Below are 18,751 nucleotides of genomic sequence, written 5' to 3'. Positions count from 1 at the left end.
TGCCATCATAATGTTTTCAGTGGCACCAACACTTGGGAAATCCAGATATATTTCTGAGCCAATTAAACCATTCTCAGCTTTAGCTTCAATATAACCATGACCGAGAGTCACTTCTGCCCCTAATGCCTGAAACCCTTTAAGATGTAAATCAATCGGTCTTGCACCTATCGCACAACCACCTGGCATTGAAACTTTCGCAATACCCTTTCTTGCAAGCAAGGGTCCCATGACTAAAAATGATGCTCTCATTTTTTGAATTAATTCGTAAGGCGCTTCACATTTAAGTTCTTCACCTGGCTTAATTTCTAAAATTTCTAATGTTCTATCATAATGAACAACTTGGCCTAAAGACTCAAGTAATGTAATCATAACTTCCACATCTAATAATTCTGGTACACTTTCGATAATGCAAGCCTCTTCTGCTAGCAAAGATGCTGCCATAAGTTTTAAAACTGAATTTTTTGCACCATTAATTTTTACTGTTCCTACCAATGGCCCACTTTTTTCAACTAATAATTTAGCCAATTGTATCCTCCTGATTGTTACTGAAAATTTATTTTATATAAAGTATTTACGCATATTCCGACTCAATTTTGTAAACCAGTTAAAACACTTGTATACATTTACTATTATATATAAAAACCACATATCATTCTACATTAATTTATTTTTTTTTTGTTTTTTTGGTGCAAAGTCTTTTAAATATTTCATTTTCGAAACAATTGTAGCAAATCCTACTAAAATTTAAAATGATTCTGGAAATATATCTAGTATAATAATAAGGAAAGCAATTCAATTTTTTAATGGAGGGAAGTCAAAATGATTAATCAAACACGTTTAGTGGATGCATTTATGAAATACGTTCAAATTTCCAGCCCTACAAAAAGTGAAGGTGAATTTGCAAAATTTATCAAAGAAATTCTTGAAGATTTAGACTTTGAGGTTGAAATTGATGACGCCGGTCCCAAAGTAGGAAGTGATACAGGTAATGTTGTTGCTAAAATAAAAGGGACTGTTGAAGGTGAACCTATTTTATTCAGTTGCCATATGGATACGGTTTCACCTGGTCTTAACATAAAACCAATCATTAAGGATGGCGCAATCTATAGTGATGGAACAACCATCCTAGGGGCAGATGATAAAGCTGGTATTGCTGCAATCATCGAAGCATTAAGGATTATCAAAGAGAATAACCTGCCACATGGTCCTATTGAGATCTCATTCAGTGTTTTTGAAGAAGGTGGCCTTCATGGTGCAAAAAATTTAGACTTTAAAGGCTTTCAGGCAAAGCGTGCCTTCATACTTGACAGTGGCGGTAACCCTGGACAAATCGTTATACAAGGTCCTGCACAAGATAAAATTCACGCAAAAATAATTGGAAAACCAGCACATGCAGGTGTATGTCCTGAAGAAGGTATCAGTGCAATAATGGTTGCAGCTGCTGCAATAAATCAAATGAATCTTTTAAGAATAGATGAAGAAACAACTGCTAATATCGGCGTCATAAACGGTGGTAGTGTCACAAATATTGTCACACCTGAAGTAACAATACTGGCGGAAGCAAGATCCCTTGATAACCACAAGTTAAGCAAGCAATCAAGTCACATGAAGGCATGTTTTGAAAAAGCTGCTGAAGAAGCTGGTGCAAAGGCAGAAGTTGAAATTATTCGTATGTATGATGCCTTTAAAGTAGACCCAGCTGATGAAATCGTTAAGGTTTTAGAAACCGCTTGTAGGAATATCGGTGTAGAACCTTACACAGAGACTTCAGGTGGTGGTAGCGACACCAATATATTCAATGCAAACGGCATTAAAGCCATTAATCTTGGTACTGGGGAGAGAAAACCACACACTCTTGAGGAGCATATCTATATCAATGATCTGGTAAAAGTAACCGAGCTCGTCCTTGAAATTATAAAGCTTCATCATCTTTAAAATTTTATACATGCATAATAATAAGGGCATTAATCAACAAAAGCTTCATCCTAAAATGATTTTCTCATTTTGGAAGAAGCTTTTGTTTATGGCATTAGTATTGATTTAATTCAACTTCAAAGTATGACTGTGGATGGATACAGGCAGGACATTGAGAAGGTGCTGATTCTCCTTCATGAATATAACCACAATTGCCACATTTCCACAATTGTTTAGAATTTTTCTTAAAAACAAGTCCGTTTTTGATATTTTCTGCAAGCTTTAGGTATCGGGATTCATGGTGTTTTTCAACAGTTGCAATCATTTTAAAGGCAACTGCTACTTCTTGAAAGCCCTCACTTTCTGCTATCTTTGCAAACTCAGGATAGAGGTCAGCCCATTCTTCGTTCTCACCGCTTGCAGCGGCTAAAAGATTTTCTTGAGTTGTACCTTGAGCTACTGGAAATGATGCACTTATATCAATCATTGATGGCAAGTCATCTTTTAAGCCTTCAAGTAGTAATTTATAAAATCTTTTGGCATGTTCTTTTTCATTGTCTGCAGTTTCTAGAAAAATATTTTTAATTTGTTTAAACCCTTCCTTATCTGCCACAGAAGCATAAAAGGTGTAACGATTTCTCGCTTGTGATTCACCTGCAAAGGCCTTCAATAAATTTTCTGCTGTTTTTGTTCCCTTTAATGAGTTCATATATACCCTCCTTTAATCCTTTAATTAAAACAATTGTTTAGTTTTTCCCACAACTCTTGATTTGTTTTTTTAATATTTACCGGTTGATACGCTCTATTTGTAATGGAATACTCAATTTTTGCAACGCTTAACAATTTTTGATCTGCTTCTCTTATGAGCTCATACTTAAAACTCAACCTCGCGCCTTTGAACTTTTCAAGTGTTGATCTAAGTAAAACAGGTTCATCATATTTTGCAGACTTTAAATAATGACAGGTTATATTCAACACAGGCATTAAATGACCATTATGCTCTAATTGGTGATATGAGTAGCCCATTTTTTTAAAGAAATCATCTCTCCCTGTCTCATACCACGGCAAATAAGCTGCATGGTGCACGATGCCCATTTGGTCTGTATCCGAATATCTAGGTATAATCTTACTTTCACAGCATTTCACAAGTTTCACCTTTTAATCTTCTATTTTCAATCACATTAAACAGCTTATTATATATTTTCTATTCAGATGCATTCCTCTTATTTTTTGTAAGGTAATCATTAATAGCCCCTCTCAATGCCTCAGTTCCAATAAGAGAACAATGAATCTTTTCTTCTGGTAAATGATCCAGAGCAGAAACAATATCGTTTTTATTGATGGTATAGGCCACTAGAATATGTTTTCCTATGGCAAGCTCAGTCAAAACACTACTGGTTGCAATAGCCCCTGCACAGCCATGCACTTTAAACTTCATATCAGTTATTATGGAATCTTCTACCTTAATAGCCACTTCTAAATAATCACCACATTCTGGATCACCTGCATAACCAGTGCCATCTGGATTCTCAATTATCCCCACATTTCTTGGATTTATAAAATGATCCAGCACTTTTTCAGAGTACATATGTCACACACCTTTAAATTAGTATTGTTTTCAAAATATTTTTATTGATGTCCTGCTCTAATTTATTCTTTTCAAGATCAAATTTTATACTTATTACAACCATATCGACCACATTCATTTCCTTTTCCCTCGCAAAGTATATAGTTGCCACCTTGAATTAATATACGTTTACCATTTACTATAGATTCCGCAATTTTCTTCCTTGCATCCATATAGAGACCTTGTACAGTTGTTCTAGCAATTTTCATATGAACAGCACATTCTTCTTGTGTCAAAGATTCTAAATCGATTAACCTTATTGTTTCATACTCCTCAACAGTCATTATAATCTTTGTGGCACCCTCTCTTACAACCTCCAATGGGCCATATTCATTACGCTCTGGAAGTCTACAAACTCTTCGACATTTTCTAGGTCTAGGCATATTATGCTCCTTTCCTTTTGATTTAAACCCAATTTGCATAATTTCAGTGCTACATAATTTAGACAGTTGTCATACTACAAATACATTTAATGATTTTCTCCACAGCTATCATGATGTTCATGTTGATGACAAACCGATCCAGTTGATTTTAAATTACCTTCGATATAAGCAAGCGCACTGTCTTTGGATAGACCAGTAGCACCAACAATAACTTCTATCTGCTTCTCATTAAATATTTCAATAGCACCACCACCCATGCCACCAGAAATAATAACATTTACACCAAGTTCGTTAAGATAATTTGGTAAAAAACCCGGTCTATGCCCTGGATTTGGAATACTTTCTGATTTTACAATTTTTTGATTTTCCACGTCAAATACGTGAAACACTTCACAATGCCCAAAATGCTGTGTCACAAACTCGCCATTACTTGCCACTGCAATTTTCATAATATCTCTCCTTTGAGTTCTAAATTTAATCGTTGACTATATGTCATTATGCCCGTCTCATTTGATGCCTGCTCTGTTAAAGCCAGAATATCTCCACGCTCAATATGCGCCAAAGAAAATTTTCGATTCAAGGTCATTAGTTGTTGAAGACCTTTTGTTATCCTTTCAATATAAGAATAAAGCCCCATAGCACCAGGTGTTATATTCTTATCTGTCGAGCCATAAGCCTTTTTTAAAGCCTTGGCATTAACAAAAACACTTTCAATTGTGTGTCCATATTTTTCGTATTCTTTTACTACTTTACCTTCTAAAATAGACTCCCCTACTAGCTTTCCAACAGTGGCAGATGCCATTGCTGCACGCCCAATACCAACAAGTTGAACATAAGGGGCACCTAAAGCCAAACCCTTAAAGACATGGTCCTCTGTTGAAAAGCCACCTGTAATTGCAACCTTAGGCAAACGATAGCCCTTTAAATCCATTTCCTTTAAAATGGTGTAAACCATGCTTTCAAGTGTGACTGTTGGGGCACCCCACTCATTCATCATCTTTACAGGACTATTGCCAGTACCCCCACCAGCGCCATCAAATGTCACTAGATCTATCTCTGAAAGTGATGCTGCCTTTAAAATTGTAATTAAGTCTTGAGGATCGTATGGTCCTGTTTTAAAGCAAATTTGTTCAGCACCCATTCTTTTCAATTCAAAAACGCGCTTTTGAATCGATTCCAAAGTCCACATTGGGAGTCTTCCAATTTTTTCAAAGGTCTGATCAAAACCATTTTTTGCAATATTGGGATCTGATGGGTCAGGATATATTAAATAACCCTTTTCCTGAAAATGAAGCGCTTCTTCAATAGATTGGATTTGACTTATGCCCTGTATACCTTTTGCAGCTTGTCCAAACTTAAGCTCAACAGATTTAAGCCCTAGTTTACCAATGGCATATTCAAGAACACCAAGCTTCTCATCATCCACATTTGCTTGAAGGATTATTTGACCATATCCATGATAATGGCTTCTGAAAGCTTCAAGCATTTCTTCTAGTAATGGTGACTCAATGACTTTCCCAGATCTCATTTTCAAGTTTGGGTCTTTTGAAACCACATCTTCGCCAACAACTACCAAAACGCCTGCTAGTGCCGCCCCAGCAAAATAGTCATACCAGTCTAATTTTGCAATCGCTGGCAAAATAATGGGCGATTTCAGACGGATTTTATTGTCCTTTCCAAAAAAAAATTCAGTAGACGCTTTGGCATAAAATGCTTTATCTGAGTCTTCATCACATCCTTTGGCACCAAATACACGTCCATTGATATTAAAATGTGAAAAGTCAAGAGGGTATATTTTTTCAGAAGCAAACTGATACACATCAGTCGCAAATGGGTAAATGGCTTCAGATCCCCTTATTGCAGAAAGACCAATTTCACAACTACCATTACAATTAGACGTACACACTGAACACATACCTGACGATGAAGCCAACTGGTTAGGCGTCCTCATATGTGTATTGGTTAAGGCACTTCCTAATGATTTGCTATAGGACATTTTACACCCCCCGATTTATCTTGAACAAGGTTTCAGCTTTAGAAAAAAGAACTTTCATTGTGGCACTATAAACCATTTTAAGCGCATCTTTTGCATCAGAGTCAATATCCGCTATACTTAAGCCTTGATTAACAGCCTTGACCACATTTGGGTCAAAAGGAATCCTGCCAACAAACTCAAGGGCATTTTCTTTACAAAATGTTTCAATGCTATTTGTAAGCCTCAAATTTGTATCATACTTGTTTACACAAACTGCAAGCTTGGGATTAAAGATCTTGGCAGTCTCCACTATACGCTTCATATCGCTGATGCCCGAAACAGATGGTTCTGCAACGATCAAGACCATATCAACACCACTTATTGACGAAATTACAGGACAGCCAATGCCTGGTGAGCCGTCTATAATTGCAAACTCAACCTCACCCATATTATCAATAGAAGCTTTCAATTTTTTCTTGACCTCTGTCACCAACATGCCACTAGTGCCACTACCCATTTTTAACTTGGCTGTGGAAAAAACAGATGGTCCTTTAAACACCTGCAAGTCACCTGCTTTCTCTGGCATCAGCTTAATTGCATTTGCTGGGCAAATGCTTTCACAAAGGCCACAGCCTTCACAAGCCATTGCATCTACCACATAAGACTCCGAATATCCAATGGCATCAAATCTACAATGTTTTTGACAAAGACCACAGCTTGTACAAAGTTCCAGATCAATAAATGCCTTATCCATTCCAAAGTAGTCAAAATGTGTTTCCTCTTCAAAAGATCTGTTGATAAGGTGCAAATTAGGGGCATCTACATCACAATCTGCATACGCTTTTGAATTTGACAGTTTTATAAAAGCAGATGCAAGCGTGGTTTTTCCAGTGCCACCTTTACCACTTAAAATCAGTAATTGCTTCATAGCACCACCTCTTTTTCGATTTGATTTAAAATCTTTTTAAACAAATCAAAGTATTCAGTGTCTTCTCTGGTGACGATCACACCATTTGAGTTCATAAGGCCCATTTTTTTATCAAATGGAATTCTCGCAACAATGGGAATATCATGCTCAATGCAATAAGCCTCTGACGGATTATCCGATTCGATGCATTTATTAAGAACGCATCCAAATGGCTTATGGAAAAGCTTCACAAGTTCATGAACCATACTGAGATTATGTCTACCAAAAATAGTGGGCTCTGCCACAAGCAAGCAATAATCAGCATCTTTTATACTCTCCATGACCATGCATGAGCTGCCAGGTGGACAATCAATGATTGTGTTCTCCTCCTGGTCTTTTTCTATTTTAAAGAGCGCTTTTATTATTGGGACGCCGGTTTCCTCACCAGTGTTTAATCTCCCCGTAATCACACTTACCTTCTCTGAAAACCCTGATTCGATCACACCAATCACTTTATCTTCTTCGCAAATGGCATTCGCAGGACATACTAGGCTACAACCCCCACACGAATGGCATATGGCATCAAAAACTTTTACCCTATCATTGATATAAGCCAATGCATTGAATTTGCAGAAATCAACACACGTTCTGCACCCTATGCACTTTTCAAAGTCGATTTTGGGAATTTTAACAATAACATCCTTGCTAATGGCATTCTGTGGTTTAAAAAAGAGATGTCCATTTGGCTCTTCAACATCACAATCAATATAGAGAGAACAGTCCAATACTGATGCTAAATTAACGGATACAAAGGTTTTTCCAGTACCCCCTTTGCCGCTTAGAACTGCAATTTTCATGCAAATCCTCCATTCCTATTTATCTATGTCCATGAAATCCTGAATGAACTTCTGAAAGGATTGGCAATCGACTTTCTTTAAACAAAGTAATGTTTTCTTTTATTGATGTCCCCGATGTTTTATAAAGGCTCACTTTAGCACCACTTAGAACCTCATATGCATTTTCACCACATCTAGGCGTTAAAAGAGCGTTTACTTTTTGATCCACGACATTCTGTGCGGCTTTAATCCCCGCCCCACCTTGACTGGTGGCTGCACTATTATCAATAAAGGTGTAAGCATCATCACTCATATCATAGATTAAAAAATAAGGTGTTCTGCCGAAAGAAACACATACGGTTGACTCAAGGTTTTTTTCATCCACTGGAATAGCAATTTTCATATCATACCTCCTGTAATTGGCATATGCCATTTATACTCTTATTATAGCTGGTTTATGGCATATGTCAATAACTTACCTTACCTCATGCAACTTCCTTTATGTATCAAAAACAAAAATACCGCCTTCACTGGGGTATTCTCGTTTTTTCAAGTATTAAATGTATTTTGATCTAAACTCTAATTTTTACGACAATCTTTTTTACCATTTCAGGTGATTTAACCATACATAAGGGCCTATGAACATCCTCAGGATAAAAGACAACATAGTCTCCCGGTGTTAAAACAACAAAGGACTCATTTGGTACTTCATTTGCATATAGTACGACATCCTTGTCCTTTAACCAATTGTTTTTTACGACTAATTGGTCACTCCATTTAGAGAAACCCATTTTTTCAGAACCTGATACAATATACTGTATGTCAATATACTTTTCATGAGCTTCAGGCGCTCTGTCTTCAATGGGTTCTGTTACCATTTCCATCACGATTGCATAGACATCTCTGCCGATAATTTCGTACTCTCCACATGGCAACAATTCATTTTCCTTATTGGCAAGAAATTCAAATGCCTTTAAAAAAGCATCTTGATGATATAGATCTCTTTTATTCCAATCTTTAATATAACCAAAAATCATAATATTCTCCTTATTAACACTAAGTATTTAGGAAAACTTCATAGTCACTTTGATTTAAAAAGAGACATTCACCTTAAAGTGAATGTCTCTTTAATAGAGTAATCTCTATTTATTCTCGTAAAGTCTCATACGATTGATTGCTCTTTCAAGCGCTGCTTTTGCTCTTGCGACATCAATATCTTTGTTCTCCACCTTGTGAATATGAAGTCTATGTTCAGCACGTTCTTTGGCTTTTTGAGCACGATCGACATCAATTTCATCTGCCCATTCAGCAGAATCTGTGATAATGGTCACTTTCTCTTCATTAACGATGACAAAACCCTCTGTGCAGGCTGCCCATCTAAATGTGCCATTTTCTTGCTTTACACGGATACTTCCTACCCTTAGTGGTGCAACAAGAGGCTCGTGGTCATGTAAAATTCCTAAATCTCCCTCAGTCGTTCTCACGATTGTCATATCTGTCTCGCCACCGAAAAAGATACGATCAGGTGTCACAACCTCAAGATTGAATTTTGTGCCCATTGACTACACCTCCATTACGCTCTACTGCTTTTGAATTTGTCAACAACTTCTTCAATTGAACCACAGTAAAGGAACATTTGCTCTGGGATTTCATCATGAAGTCCATCTAAAATTTCTCTAAAGCCTCTTACTGTGTCTTTTACTGGAACGTATTTACCAGAGAAACCTGTAAATTGTTCAGCAACATGGAAAGGCTGAGATAAAAATCTTTGGATTTTACGTGCTCTTTGTACAACGAGTTTATCTTCATCAGATAACTCATCCATACCAAGAATTGCGATGATATCTTGAAGTTCATTGTATCTTTGAAGCATTTCCTGAACTTCACGCGCTACATTGTAGTGCTCGTTTCCAACTACGTCCGGTGTCAAGATTCTAGATGTTGAATCTAGAGGGTCAACCGCTGGATAGATACCAAGCTCAGAAATCTTTCTAGAAAGAACTGTTGTCGCATCAAGATGCGAGAACGTCGTCGCTGGTGCTGGATCCGTTAAGTCATCGGCAGGTACATAAACCGCTTGAACAGATGTGATAGAACCCTTAGTCGTTGATGTGATACGCTCTTGAAGGGCACCCATGTCTGTTGCAAGTGTCGGTTGGTAACCAACCGCTGAAGGCATACGACCTAGTAAGGCAGAAACCTCAGAACCTGCTTGTGTAAATCTGAATATATTGTCGATAAAGAGCAGTACGTCTTTACCTTCTTGATCCCTGAAGTATTCAGCCATTGTAAGACCTGTTAAGCCTACACGCATTCTCGCTCCAGGTGGTTCGTTCATCTGTCCGAATACAAGCGTTGTCTTGTCGATTACGCCTGACTCTTTCATTTCATGGTAGAGGTCATTTCCCTCTCTCGTTCTCTCACCAACACCGGCAAATACAGAAAGTCCACCGTGATTTGTCGCGATATTGTTGATAAGTTCTTGGATGATTACGGTTTTACCAACGCCGGCACCACCGAAAAGACCAATTTTACCACCTTTTGCGTAAGGTGCGATAAGGTCGATAACCTTAATACCTGTTTCAAGCATTTCTGCTGTCGTACCTTGTTCAACAAATGATGGTGCTTCTCTATGAATTGGCCAAAACTCTGCATCATCACGAGAAATTTCGCCTGCTTCATCAATTGTCTCTCCAAGTACGTTGATCAGTCTACCAAGTGTTGCTTTTCCAACTGGAACTGAAATAGGTGCTCCAGTTGCAACTGCATCTATACCTCTGATAAGACCATCTGTCGAGCTCATTGCAACAGCTCTAACTGTATTATCTCCAGTATGTTGCATAACTTCTGCAACTACGTGAATCTCATTAAAATCTATTGTTACCGCATCATAAATATTAGGAAGCTGATCGGCTTCAAATCTAATATCGAGTACAGGTCCAATAATTTGCACGATCTTTCCAATCGCTTGAGCCATACTCTTTCACTCCCTTTCAATCAAATTTCGAGTTATTTTAGTGCCTCTGCACCACTAACGATTTCTGAAATTTCTTGCGTAATAGCTGCCTGACGAGCCTGGTTGTAAAAGAGTGATAATTCATCAATAATGTCTACTGCATTATCTGATGCACTTTCCATAGCAACTCTACGAGCCGCTTGCTCCGAGGCTGACGATTCTATTAAGCCACCATAGATTGTACTCTCAACGTATTTAGGAATAACGTATTTGAGTACCTCTTCAGCAGATGGTTCATAGTTGACAAATTCATCAGTTGCTTCTTTTTCACGTGAGTGATCGTGTTCAATTGGCAATAATTGAATCATTGTTGGCGACTGCGAAATTGTACTCACAAATCTTGTGTAGACAAATTTTACAGCATCAACTTCCCCAGAATCGAACATGCCCATTGCCTTTTTCGCAATTTGAGCTGCATCAAAATATTCTGGTTTTTCTGATATGCCTAAAAAGTAATCTTCGATCTCAAAACCATAACGGTTAATGATATCAAACGCCTTTTTACCAATTGTGATGAATTTTGCATCTTTTTTATCTTCTACTTCACTTATTGCTGCTTTAATCGCATTGATATTATAGCCACCACATAAACCACGATCTCCAGCGATGACAATATAAAGTGTCTTCTTGATCTCGTGCTCTGCCACATATCTCATACGAATACTGTTGTCTTCACTGAGAATGTCTTGAACAGCTTGTTTGACTGTGTCAAAATAAGGCTTTGTAATGTCCATTTTACTTCTTGCTCTTCTAAGCTTTGCAGTAGATACTAATTCCATTGCCTTGGTGATCTGCATGGTGCTATTAACGCTTCGTATCTTACGCTTTATATCGCGCATACTACCTGCCATTATTAGTCCCTCCTACAAGGAAGTTTACTCTACTTCAAAGCCCGCTTTAAATTCTACAATTGCAGCTTTAAGTTTCTCTTCCATTTCATCTGATAAAGCGCCAGTTTCGACGATGCTTTTACCGATTTCAGGATAATTTGTATTGAGGAATTCAAGATATTCTGCTTCAAAGCGACGAATATATTTAACTTCAACATCCATCAAATACTTATTAACCACGGCATAAATCATCATAACTTGGTGTTCAACTGACATTGGTTTATATTGTGGTTGTTTAAGAATTTCCATTAATCTCACACCATGATCGAGTGTTGCTTTTGTTTCCTTGTCAAGTTCAGAACCGAACTGAGCAAAGGCAGCAAGCTCTCTGTATTGTGCAAGCTCAAGTTTAATTTTACTTGCAACTTTTTTCATGGCTTTAATTTGTGCAGAACCACCAACCCTTGAAACTGAAATACCAGGGTTTACCGCAGGTCTTTGACCCGCATTAAAGAGTTCTGTTTCAAGATAAATCTGACCATCTGTGATTGAGATAACATTTGTAGGGATGTATGCAGATACGTCGCCTGCTTGTGTTTCAATTACAGGTAGTGCAGTGATCGAACCACCACCAAGCTTATCACTTAGTTTAGCAGCTCTTTCAAGTAATCTACTATGAAGGTAGAATACATCCCCAGGGAAAGCTTCACGTCCTGGTGGTCTTCTAAGAAGTAATGACATTTCACGATAAGCCACCGCATGTTTAGAAAGGTCATCGTAAACGATGAGGACATGCTTACCGTTGTACATTAATTCTTCTGCCATAGCAACACCTGAGTAAGGTGCGATATATTGAAGTGGTGCTGGGTCAGCTGCTGATGCCGAAACAACGCAAGTGTAATCCATTGCACCGTGGTCTTCAAGTTGTTTAACGATTTGAGCCACTGTTGACTTCTTTTGTCCAATCGCAACGTAAATACAGAAAACATCTGTATTTTTTTGATTGATGATTGTATCAATCGCAATAGCAGTTTTACCTGTTTGTCTATCGCCGATGATGAGCTCACGTTGTCCACGTCCAATTGGGATCATCGAGTCAATTGACTTGATACCAGTTTGAAGTGGCTCATTAACAGATTTACGTTCAATAACCCCTGTCGCTTTCGCTTCAATCGGTCTGAATTTATCTGATGGAATTGGACCTTTACCATCGATTGGTTGTCCAAGTGCATTAACAACACGTCCAAAAACATGCTCTCCAACAGGAACTTCCACGACTCTCTCAGTTCTTTTAACTAAGTCGCCTTCATTAATATGTTGATCTGATCCAAATAAAACGACACCGACACTATCTTCTTCAAGGTTGAGAACCATTCCAAAAACTTCCTGTGGAAATTCTAGTAGCTCCCCAGCCATACACTTTTGTAGGCCATGTACTCTAGCAATACCATCGCCAACTTGAATTACAGTACCGGTATCCTCTACTTGAAGCTTAGACTCATATTTTTTAATCTGTGACTTGATCACAGAACTAATTTCTTCTGGTCTTAGATTCATGTCTAACACTCTCCTATTAAACTATTATTTGCGTTAAACCTTCAAGCATACCTTCTAGCTTGTACTTAACTGATCCATCAATTACATGATCTCCCATTTTAATTACCATGCCAGCCACAAGGCTTTTATTGATAACCGTTTCAATCACCACTTTTTTGCCTGTTTTCACAGCCAGTTTTTCAGTGATCGCAGAGAGTTGAGATTCAGTTAACGGCAAGACTGTTTCAACAGTCACTTTTGCAATCCCTTTGTAGTCATCTACTCTTTGATCGAAAGCCGATTTTATTTCAAGGATATCAGAGCCCCTTTTCTTATCTAAAATCACATAGATGAAATTTAGAAGGCTTTCTGAAATTTTATCTGCAAAGATCTCATGAATAATGCGTTTCTTTTCTTCAAAATTGATCTTTGGTGTTTTAAAAATTTCATAAAACTCTGGGTACTCTTTGAAACTTGACACGACGAATTCAAACTCAGCTTGAAGTTCGTCCACTTTATGATCTTCTTTCGCGACTTCGAATAGAGCTTCAGAATACGTTTTACTAACTAATTCTGCCATTGAACTTCACCTACTTCATTGATGAACTTGTTAATAAGTTCTCGATGGTCGGCTTCATTAAGATCCTTTTCAACCACTCTTGAAGCTGCCATGATAGTAAGTTCAGATATTTGATCTTTTAACTCATTCACCGCTTTAATTCTTTCTCTTTCAAGCTCTCTATGTGCATTTAATTTCATTGCATCCACTTCAGTTTCAGCAGTCTTAACGATTTCAAAGGCTCTGTTTTCCGCACGTAAAGTGTGCTTCTTAACGATTTCCTTGCCTTCTTCCTCTGCAGTCTGAAGTTTCGCTTCATAATCTGCTTTTAGCTGATTGGCTTCATCTTCAAGTCGCTGAGCAACAGCGATTTGTTCTTTGATTTCTGCCTCCCTGTTCTTCATAAATGTCGTCACAGGACCAAATAGAAACTTTTTAAGAATCAAAAATAGGATGAATGTATTGACTAACTGGAATACAAATGTCCAGCTTAACTCAACAAGGCCAAGTCGCAAACTTGCAGTAGCGAGTTCCATACTCATGTTGATCCTCCTTTACAAGGATTTTAATCCTATATTTTTGATTATAATAATTTTACTAATGGGTTCGCAAATAATAAGATTAATGCGATTACAAGACCATAGATACCTGTTGTCTCTGCAACTGCAGCACCAAGTAACATAGTTCTAACGATATCTCCTTGTGCTTCTGGTTGTCTACCAACGCCTTCTGCACCTTTACCAGCTGCATATCCCTGTCCAATACCAGGACCGATACCTGCGATCATTGCAAGTCCTGCACCAATTGCTGAACATGCTAATACTAATGCTTTTCCTGTAATAGGTTCCATAAAAAAAATCCTCCTTAACTTTTAAAGAATTCAAATTCATATTTAATTTTTTATGCTTCCATTTCTATAAGTTGATCAATGGATTAGCAAACAATAAAACAAGTGATATAACTAGTGCATAAATACCTGTTGTCTGAGCAACAGCTTGCCCTACAAGCATTGTTCTGACAATTTGCGACTGAAGCTTTGGTCTTTTACCAACTGCTTCTGTTCCCTTTCCAGCAGCATAACCTTGACCAACCCCTGGTCCGATTCCCGCTATCATAGAAAGGCCAGCTCCAATTGCTGAAGCCATTATAATAAGTGCTGTTCCCTTTGTATCCACGAGTGGATTACCGAAGAGCATGATTAAAGCAACTACAAGTGCCAAAATACCAGAAGTTTCCGCAACTGCTGCTCCAAGAAGCATTACCATTGTGGTCTCTCTCTGACTTTTAGGATTTCTTGAGACTGCCTCAGCACCCTTTCCAGCCGCATATCCTTGTCCAATACCAGGGCCTATACCAGCGATCATTGCAAAACCTGCGCCGATTGCTGATGCAGATAAGATCAGAGCTTTTGGCTCAAAGCTCATCAACCATTCTAAAAATTTTAAAACAAAATTGGTTGATTCCATACGTACACCCTTTCTCCGGTTTTATTCCATTGCACCTGAAATAAATACCATGGTTAGCATTGTAAAGATAAATGACTGAAGTAATCCAGCAAATAAATCAAAATAAATATGAAGTACTGCTGGTACCCCTGCTTGCAAAATCGGCACAGTCAAGCCGAGCAGTGAGTTTGTAAACGCACCTAACGCACCATAGAGCAAAGTCATTATGATGACGCCGGCAGTTATGTTACCAAATAGACGGAAGCCAAGAGATACTGGGTTAGCAAGTTCTCCAATGATATTAAGTGGTAATAATAATGGCATTGGTTCCAAGAATCCTTTTCCATATCCCCCTAGGCCTTTTGATTTCATACCGAAAAACTGCGTTAGTACAAAAGTCGTGATCGATAGACACATGGTTGTGTTTAGATCAGCAGTCGGCGGTCTAAATCCGAATAATCCAATGATGTTAGAAATCCCAATTAAAAATAACAAAGTGCCAACATAGGGTGCAAATGCTGCATTTTTCTCTCCCATGTTCTGTTTTGTCAAGTTATTGACGATTCCAACGATCTGTTCTACCACTAATTGCATGCCTGACGCTTCTTTTTTCATATTACGTGTAACCGTAACTGAAAACGCAAAAAGTACAAACATTATAAACCAGGTAACAGTCACTGTTTCAGTAACAGCAATGTTGCCCAAATAGAATACAACTCGTGGCCCAAAACCTTCAACGCCCACTAGGTTCATCCTCCTTTCTTTTTAAAATATTTTGGTAATAGTTTTTATCATTAAAAAGATTGGTAGCTAAGATGATAAATTTTATCATAATGAGACCGATAATAGTCCCTATGACATTTATATAAGGTGCAGCAATGGAGACAAAAATCACCACTGCAGTCACAATATATCTAAAAAAATATCTTGATGTTGCAAAGGTTTGCGCTTTAGCAGGCGGCATTGTAACAGCCTTTCTAAGGGTCACTGCCAGCTCCTTAAAGTTTAAGGCACTAATTGCAGAACCAAAAACGAGTCCAAGAATAAATGGAATCGGTGCCTTCATCAAAAGTGCGCTTATAATGATGAGACCAATATTGGCAAATAACATGTATTTTAAAATATTGTTTTCCAAGCTTTTCATTGTGTTTCCTTCATTTGGCATTTTAAATCCCCTATCTCAAAATCAAATCACCACTATATTATAACACTATTCAATATAAATGAAATACTCACCTTAATATAAATGTTATTCTTTCATTTTTTTAATTACTGCCTCATCAGCCTCAGCTTCTTCCTCATAAAGGATTTCCAAATCAGGCTTTTCTTCTGATGAATGATTCGATTGCTTTTTAGATGTTGAATTTATTGCTTTATCTTTAGTAAAGTTCTCCACTTGTGTCCGTGCTGAATAGTCATTTTTATACTCTTTTGACTTAGTTGTGGCTAGGTGCATCAAATTTCTGAATGCCGAACCCACACCTAAGATGATCATGATGATCAGGAAAATAGGTGAGGTGTTAAATTTGACGTCTAAAAAATTACCCGCAAATACCCCAAATACTACCGGAACAATCATCATAATACCAACTTGAGAAATAAGCGCTAGATTTTCCATTGTGCTTTTAGTTGTCTTTTTCATCAGTTTCCTCCAACGGTCATTGTATACCCTCAAGCTTAAAACCATAGACAATTATATCACAAATTATTACTGTTCGTTAATATTTTAATAATAAAATGGGCGCAATACTAGTATCGCGCCCATAGAATTTAAAAACATTCTCAAAAATTTATAATTTTCTGTTTATTTATGTCATTGTTTGACAATTTATAAACACATTTCCTTGAGATCAGGCGCAATAATCAGTTTTGCGGAGGTAGCTGCTTGGACTTCCTCGACAGATAAATCAGGATGAATCTCTTTCAAGACTAGCCCTTTATCTGTCACTTCCATTACACCCATTTCAGTTATGATTAAATTAACTTGTCCTTTAGCCGTAAGCGGTAAAGTACACTTATCTAATATTTTTATATCACCCTTAGCAGTATGCGTCATGGCAACGATTACTTTTTTAGCCCCTGTGACAAGGTCCATGGCACCGCCCATTCCTGGAACTTTTTTGCCTGGAATCATCCAATTGGCTAAATTGCCTTCGGCGTCCACTTGTAAAGCACCAAGTACGGTACAATCAAGATGACCACCTCTAATAATCGCAAAGCTCATGGCACTGTCAAAGAAAGCGCCTCCTGGTAAAATTGTTGAAGGCAAACTCCCTGCATTTACAAGGTTTTCTATCTCTTGGCCAGGTTCAGGTGCATTTCCCATTCCGATAAAACCATTTTCAGACTGGAATGTTACATCAATGCCCTCAGGCACAAAATTTGCCACTAGGGTTGGTAATCCAATTCCTAGGTTTACAAGATCGCCATCTTTAAATTCCATGGCAACTCTTTTTGCAATTATGCTTTTTACATCAGCCATTATTTCGCCCCCTTTACAATATAGTCGACGAAAATATGTGGTGTCATGACATAATTGGGATCAATCGACCCCACTTCGACAATCTCGTCAGCTTCCACAATAACAACATCTGCAGCCATTGCCATCAAAGGGTTGAAATTACGCGCTGCCTTGTCGAAGACACAATTTCCTTTTGTATCTACTTTTGATGCTCTAATGATTGAAACATCGGCTTTTATGGGTTTTTCTAAGATGAATGTTTTACCATCTACAACCACTTTCTCTTTGCCTTCTTCAACAATCGTTCCAAGTCCAGTTGGTGTCAATACACCACCAAGACCTGCGCCAGCAGCTCTAACCTGTTCTGCTAATGTCCCCTGTGGCACTAACACAACATCAAGTTCACCGGCATTCATTTGTCTTCCCGTTTCCGGGTTGGTACCAATGTGAGAGATAATTACCTTACTCACATTTTTTTCAACCACAAGTTTACCGATATTTTTATCTGGAAAACTCGTGTCATTGGCCACAACCGTTAGGTTGCGAAGACCTTTTTCAATGATCTTGTCAACAAGTAAATCTGGAGCACCTGTCCCTAAGAAGCCACCGATCATAACAGTCATACCATCATGAATCTTTGCTACAGCTTCATCAAGTGTAATAATTTTCTCCAAAACTTACACCTCCCTATAAAGTTTTAGGTGTCTGAGCACCCTTAAAATCCCTACGTCTAGGATACCATAAATTTTGAAGAAATTAAATTATAACTTGTGAGAAAATTGTGCTTTTATTGCATCGACAATCCGATGACAGGCTTTACCATCACCATAAGGGTTAACGGCCTCAGCCATTTTTTGATAAGCCATCTGGTCTTTAATGAGTAACTCTGTCACTTCAATGATCTTTTCTTTATCAACGCCTGCTATGAGTACCGTTCCAGCTTCCACAGCCTCCGGCCTTTCAGTCTCTGTCCTAAGGACAATCACTGGTTTTCCAAGTGCAGGCGCTTCTTCTTGAATACCGCCAGAGTCCGTTAAGATGAGGTCCACCTTAGCCTGCAAATTGGCAAAAGGCTCATAGTCAAGCGGTTCAATCATGTGAATTCTGTCGATGTTCTTAAGATGTTTATCCGCAATTGCCCTAACCGCTGGATTTAGATGTATTGGAAAAATAACCTGTACATTTTCGTTGTTATCAATGATTGATCTAATCGCACCAAAGATATTTTCCATTGGCTCGCCCAGATTCTCCCTTCGATGTGC

25 protein-coding genes and 1 pseudogene are annotated in these 18,751 nt (G+C 38.0%); 1 reads left to right on the top strand and 25 read right to left on the bottom strand.

Annotated elements, in window-relative coordinates; all coding sequences use genetic code 11:
* Window positions 1-525, bottom strand: a pseudogene (locus tag AC220I_RS07720) (UDP-N-acetylglucosamine 1-carboxyvinyltransferase); the annotation flags it as partial.
* A 294-nt stretch (window positions 526-819) separates the two neighbouring features.
* Between AC220I_RS07720 and AC220I_RS07715 the strand changes: the two are divergent.
* Entirely contained in the window at window positions 820-1,935 is a 1,116-nt protein-coding gene (locus AC220I_RS07715) for a M20/M25/M40 family metallo-hydrolase (RefSeq protein ID WP_486723233.1), read from the top strand.
* 94 nt (window positions 1,936-2,029) lie between these two features.
* Here AC220I_RS07715 and rbr read toward each other — a convergent pair whose 3' ends face one another.
* The 24 genes from rbr to wecB all read right to left on the bottom strand — a co-directional run.
* Window positions 2,030-2,623, bottom strand: coding sequence for a rubrerythrin (rbr, locus tag AC220I_RS07710; RefSeq protein ID WP_486723232.1), 594 nt, complete (start codon window positions 2,621-2,623; stop codon window positions 2,030-2,032).
* Window positions 2,624-2,643: 20 nt separating this feature from the next.
* Window positions 2,644-3,069 (bottom strand): acyl-CoA thioesterase, encoded by a 426-nt coding sequence (locus AC220I_RS07705; RefSeq protein ID WP_486723231.1) that lies wholly within the window; start codon window positions 3,067-3,069, stop codon window positions 2,644-2,646.
* A 49-nt stretch (window positions 3,070-3,118) separates the two neighbouring features.
* Window positions 3,119-3,502 (bottom strand): iron-sulfur cluster assembly scaffold protein, encoded by a 384-nt coding sequence (locus tag AC220I_RS07700; RefSeq protein WP_486723230.1) that lies wholly within the window; start codon window positions 3,500-3,502, stop codon window positions 3,119-3,121.
* A gap of 77 nt (window positions 3,503-3,579) precedes the next feature.
* The gene (locus tag AC220I_RS07695) at window positions 3,580-3,924 is read right to left on the bottom strand and encodes a DUF134 domain-containing protein (protein ID WP_486723229.1); all 345 of its coding nucleotides are present in this window, start codon (window positions 3,922-3,924) and stop codon (window positions 3,580-3,582) included.
* 86 nt (window positions 3,925-4,010) lie between these two features.
* On the bottom strand, window positions 4,011-4,376 hold the full coding sequence (locus tag AC220I_RS07690; RefSeq protein WP_486723235.1) for a NifB/NifX family molybdenum-iron cluster-binding protein: 366 nt from the start codon (window positions 4,374-4,376) through the stop codon (window positions 4,011-4,013).
* The gene (locus tag AC220I_RS07685) at window positions 4,370-5,920 is read right to left on the bottom strand and encodes a glutamate synthase-related protein (RefSeq protein WP_486723228.1); all 1,551 of its coding nucleotides are present in this window, start codon (window positions 5,918-5,920) and stop codon (window positions 4,370-4,372) included. The genes AC220I_RS07690 and AC220I_RS07685 overlap by 7 nt, the downstream gene beginning before the upstream one ends.
* A 1-nt stretch (window position 5,921) precedes the next feature.
* A complete protein-coding gene (locus tag AC220I_RS07680) occupies window positions 5,922-6,812 on the bottom strand; it encodes an ATP-binding protein (protein ID WP_486723234.1) in 891 nt (296 codons plus the stop codon).
* An 11-nt stretch (window positions 6,813-6,823) separates the two neighbouring features.
* Window positions 6,824-7,663 (bottom strand): 4Fe-4S binding protein, encoded by an 840-nt coding sequence (locus AC220I_RS07675; RefSeq protein WP_486723227.1) that lies wholly within the window; start codon window positions 7,661-7,663, stop codon window positions 6,824-6,826.
* A gap of 19 nt (window positions 7,664-7,682) precedes the next feature.
* On the bottom strand, window positions 7,683-8,045 hold the full coding sequence (locus tag AC220I_RS07670) for a NifB/NifX family molybdenum-iron cluster-binding protein (RefSeq protein WP_486723226.1): 363 nt from the start codon (window positions 8,043-8,045) through the stop codon (window positions 7,683-7,685).
* Window positions 8,046-8,214: 169 nt separating this feature from the next.
* Window positions 8,215-8,679, bottom strand: coding sequence for a NanQ anomerase/TabA/YiaL family protein (locus AC220I_RS07665; protein ID WP_486723225.1), 465 nt, complete (start codon window positions 8,677-8,679; stop codon window positions 8,215-8,217).
* 105 nt (window positions 8,680-8,784) lie between these two features.
* Entirely contained in the window at window positions 8,785-9,201 is a 417-nt protein-coding gene (locus tag AC220I_RS07660; RefSeq protein ID WP_486723224.1) for a F0F1 ATP synthase subunit epsilon, read from the bottom strand.
* 14 nt (window positions 9,202-9,215) lie between these two features.
* Window positions 9,216-10,619: a F0F1 ATP synthase subunit beta gene (gene atpD, locus AC220I_RS07655; protein WP_486723223.1), complete on the bottom strand. Its 1,404-nt coding sequence runs from the start codon at window positions 10,617-10,619 to the stop codon at window positions 9,216-9,218.
* Between the two features lie 32 nt (window positions 10,620-10,651).
* The gene (gene atpG / locus AC220I_RS07650) at window positions 10,652-11,509 is read right to left on the bottom strand and encodes an ATP synthase F1 subunit gamma (RefSeq protein WP_486723222.1); all 858 of its coding nucleotides are present in this window, start codon (window positions 11,507-11,509) and stop codon (window positions 10,652-10,654) included.
* A 24-nt stretch (window positions 11,510-11,533) separates the two neighbouring features.
* Window positions 11,534-13,045: a F0F1 ATP synthase subunit alpha gene (gene atpA, locus AC220I_RS07645; RefSeq protein WP_486723221.1), complete on the bottom strand. Its 1,512-nt coding sequence runs from the start codon at window positions 13,043-13,045 to the stop codon at window positions 11,534-11,536.
* 16 nt (window positions 13,046-13,061) lie between these two features.
* Window positions 13,062-13,604: a F0F1 ATP synthase subunit delta gene (locus AC220I_RS07640; RefSeq protein WP_486723220.1), complete on the bottom strand. Its 543-nt coding sequence runs from the start codon at window positions 13,602-13,604 to the stop codon at window positions 13,062-13,064.
* Window positions 13,592-14,125 carry a F0F1 ATP synthase subunit B gene (atpF, locus tag AC220I_RS07635; RefSeq protein ID WP_486723219.1) on the bottom strand — a complete coding sequence of 178 codons (534 nt, stop codon included), beginning with the start codon at window positions 14,123-14,125 and terminating at the stop codon, window positions 13,592-13,594. The genes AC220I_RS07640 and atpF overlap by 13 nt, the downstream gene beginning before the upstream one ends.
* 41 nt (window positions 14,126-14,166) lie before the next feature.
* On the bottom strand, window positions 14,167-14,433 hold the full coding sequence (gene atpE / locus AC220I_RS07630; RefSeq protein WP_069870502.1) for an ATP synthase F0 subunit C: 267 nt from the start codon (window positions 14,431-14,433) through the stop codon (window positions 14,167-14,169).
* A gap of 64 nt (window positions 14,434-14,497) precedes the next feature.
* Entirely contained in the window at window positions 14,498-15,049 is a 552-nt protein-coding gene (gene atpE / locus AC220I_RS07625) for an ATP synthase F0 subunit C (protein ID WP_486723218.1), read from the bottom strand.
* 21 nt (window positions 15,050-15,070) lie between these two features.
* Window positions 15,071-15,781, bottom strand: coding sequence for a F0F1 ATP synthase subunit A (atpB, locus tag AC220I_RS07620; protein ID WP_486723217.1), 711 nt, complete (start codon window positions 15,779-15,781; stop codon window positions 15,071-15,073).
* A complete protein-coding gene (locus AC220I_RS07615; RefSeq protein ID WP_486723216.1) occupies window positions 15,762-16,193 on the bottom strand; it encodes an ATP synthase subunit I in 432 nt (143 codons plus the stop codon). Before AC220I_RS07615 ends, atpB begins: the two co-directional genes overlap by 20 nt.
* A gap of 84 nt (window positions 16,194-16,277) precedes the next feature.
* The gene (locus AC220I_RS07610) at window positions 16,278-16,670 is read right to left on the bottom strand and encodes an AtpZ/AtpI family protein (RefSeq protein ID WP_486723215.1); all 393 of its coding nucleotides are present in this window, start codon (window positions 16,668-16,670) and stop codon (window positions 16,278-16,280) included.
* 186 nt (window positions 16,671-16,856) lie between these two features.
* Window positions 16,857-17,510 carry a 3-oxoacid CoA-transferase subunit B gene (locus AC220I_RS07605; protein ID WP_486723214.1) on the bottom strand — a complete coding sequence of 218 codons (654 nt, stop codon included), beginning with the start codon at window positions 17,508-17,510 and terminating at the stop codon, window positions 16,857-16,859.
* A complete protein-coding gene (locus AC220I_RS07600) occupies window positions 17,510-18,163 on the bottom strand; it encodes a CoA transferase subunit A (RefSeq protein ID WP_486723213.1) in 654 nt (217 codons plus the stop codon). Before AC220I_RS07600 ends, AC220I_RS07605 begins: the two co-directional genes overlap by 1 nt.
* An 87-nt stretch (window positions 18,164-18,250) precedes the next feature.
* A partial coding sequence (gene wecB, locus AC220I_RS07595; protein WP_486723212.1) for a non-hydrolyzing UDP-N-acetylglucosamine 2-epimerase occupies window positions 18,251-18,751 on the bottom strand: 501 nt, incomplete at its 5' end.

It is taken from the genome of Fusibacter sp., from assembly GCF_057447755.1.
The sequence above is the reverse complement of the archived record's forward strand: the minus strand, read 5'-3'. Positions and strand labels throughout refer to the sequence as shown.

Excerpts from the sequence above, each read along its gene's own strand:
- AC220I_RS07715 (WP_486723233.1), top strand. The coding sequence starts at position 820 with ATGATTAATCAAACACGTTTAGTGGATGCATTTATGAAATACGTTCAA.
- rbr (WP_486723232.1), bottom strand. The coding sequence starts at position 2,623 with ATGAACTCATTAAAGGGAACAAAAACAGCAGAAAATTTATTGAAGGCC.
- AC220I_RS07700 (WP_486723230.1), bottom strand. The coding sequence starts at position 3,502 with ATGTACTCTGAAAAAGTGCTGGATCATTTTATAAATCCAAGAAATGTG.
- AC220I_RS07695 (WP_486723229.1), bottom strand. The coding sequence starts at position 3,924 with ATGCCTAGACCTAGAAAATGTCGAAGAGTTTGTAGACTTCCAGAGCGT.
- AC220I_RS07685 (WP_486723228.1), bottom strand. The coding sequence starts at position 5,920 with ATGTCCTATAGCAAATCATTAGGAAGTGCCTTAACCAATACACATATG.
- AC220I_RS07675 (WP_486723227.1), bottom strand. The coding sequence starts at position 7,663 with ATGAAAATTGCAGTTCTAAGCGGCAAAGGGGGTACTGGAAAAACCTTT.
- AC220I_RS07670 (WP_486723226.1), bottom strand. The coding sequence starts at position 8,045 with ATGAAAATTGCTATTCCAGTGGATGAAAAAAACCTTGAGTCAACCGTA.
- AC220I_RS07665 (WP_486723225.1), bottom strand. The coding sequence starts at position 8,679 with ATGATTTTTGGTTATATTAAAGATTGGAATAAAAGAGATCTATATCAT.
- AC220I_RS07660 (WP_486723224.1), bottom strand. The coding sequence starts at position 9,201 with ATGGGCACAAAATTCAATCTTGAGGTTGTGACACCTGATCGTATCTTT.
- atpD (WP_486723223.1), bottom strand. The coding sequence starts at position 10,619 with ATGGCTCAAGCGATTGGAAAGATCGTGCAAATTATTGGACCTGTACTC.
- atpG (WP_486723222.1), bottom strand. The coding sequence starts at position 11,509 with ATGGCAGGTAGTATGCGCGATATAAAGCGTAAGATACGAAGCGTTAAT.
- atpA (WP_486723221.1), bottom strand. The coding sequence starts at position 13,045 with ATGAATCTAAGACCAGAAGAAATTAGTTCTGTGATCAAGTCACAGATT.
- AC220I_RS07640 (WP_486723220.1), bottom strand. The coding sequence starts at position 13,604 with ATGGCAGAATTAGTTAGTAAAACGTATTCTGAAGCTCTATTCGAAGTC.
- atpF (WP_486723219.1), bottom strand. The coding sequence starts at position 14,125 with ATGAGTATGGAACTCGCTACTGCAAGTTTGCGACTTGGCCTTGTTGAG.
- atpE (WP_069870502.1), bottom strand. The coding sequence starts at position 14,433 with ATGGAACCTATTACAGGAAAAGCATTAGTATTAGCATGTTCAGCAATT.
- atpE (WP_486723218.1), bottom strand. The coding sequence starts at position 15,049 with ATGGAATCAACCAATTTTGTTTTAAAATTTTTAGAATGGTTGATGAGC.
- atpB (WP_486723217.1), bottom strand. The coding sequence starts at position 15,781 with ATGAACCTAGTGGGCGTTGAAGGTTTTGGGCCACGAGTTGTATTCTAT.
- AC220I_RS07615 (WP_486723216.1), bottom strand. The coding sequence starts at position 16,193 with ATGCCAAATGAAGGAAACACAATGAAAAGCTTGGAAAACAATATTTTA.
- AC220I_RS07610 (WP_486723215.1), bottom strand. The coding sequence starts at position 16,670 with ATGAAAAAGACAACTAAAAGCACAATGGAAAATCTAGCGCTTATTTCT.
- AC220I_RS07605 (WP_486723214.1), bottom strand. The coding sequence starts at position 17,510 with ATGGCTGATGTAAAAAGCATAATTGCAAAAAGAGTTGCCATGGAATTT.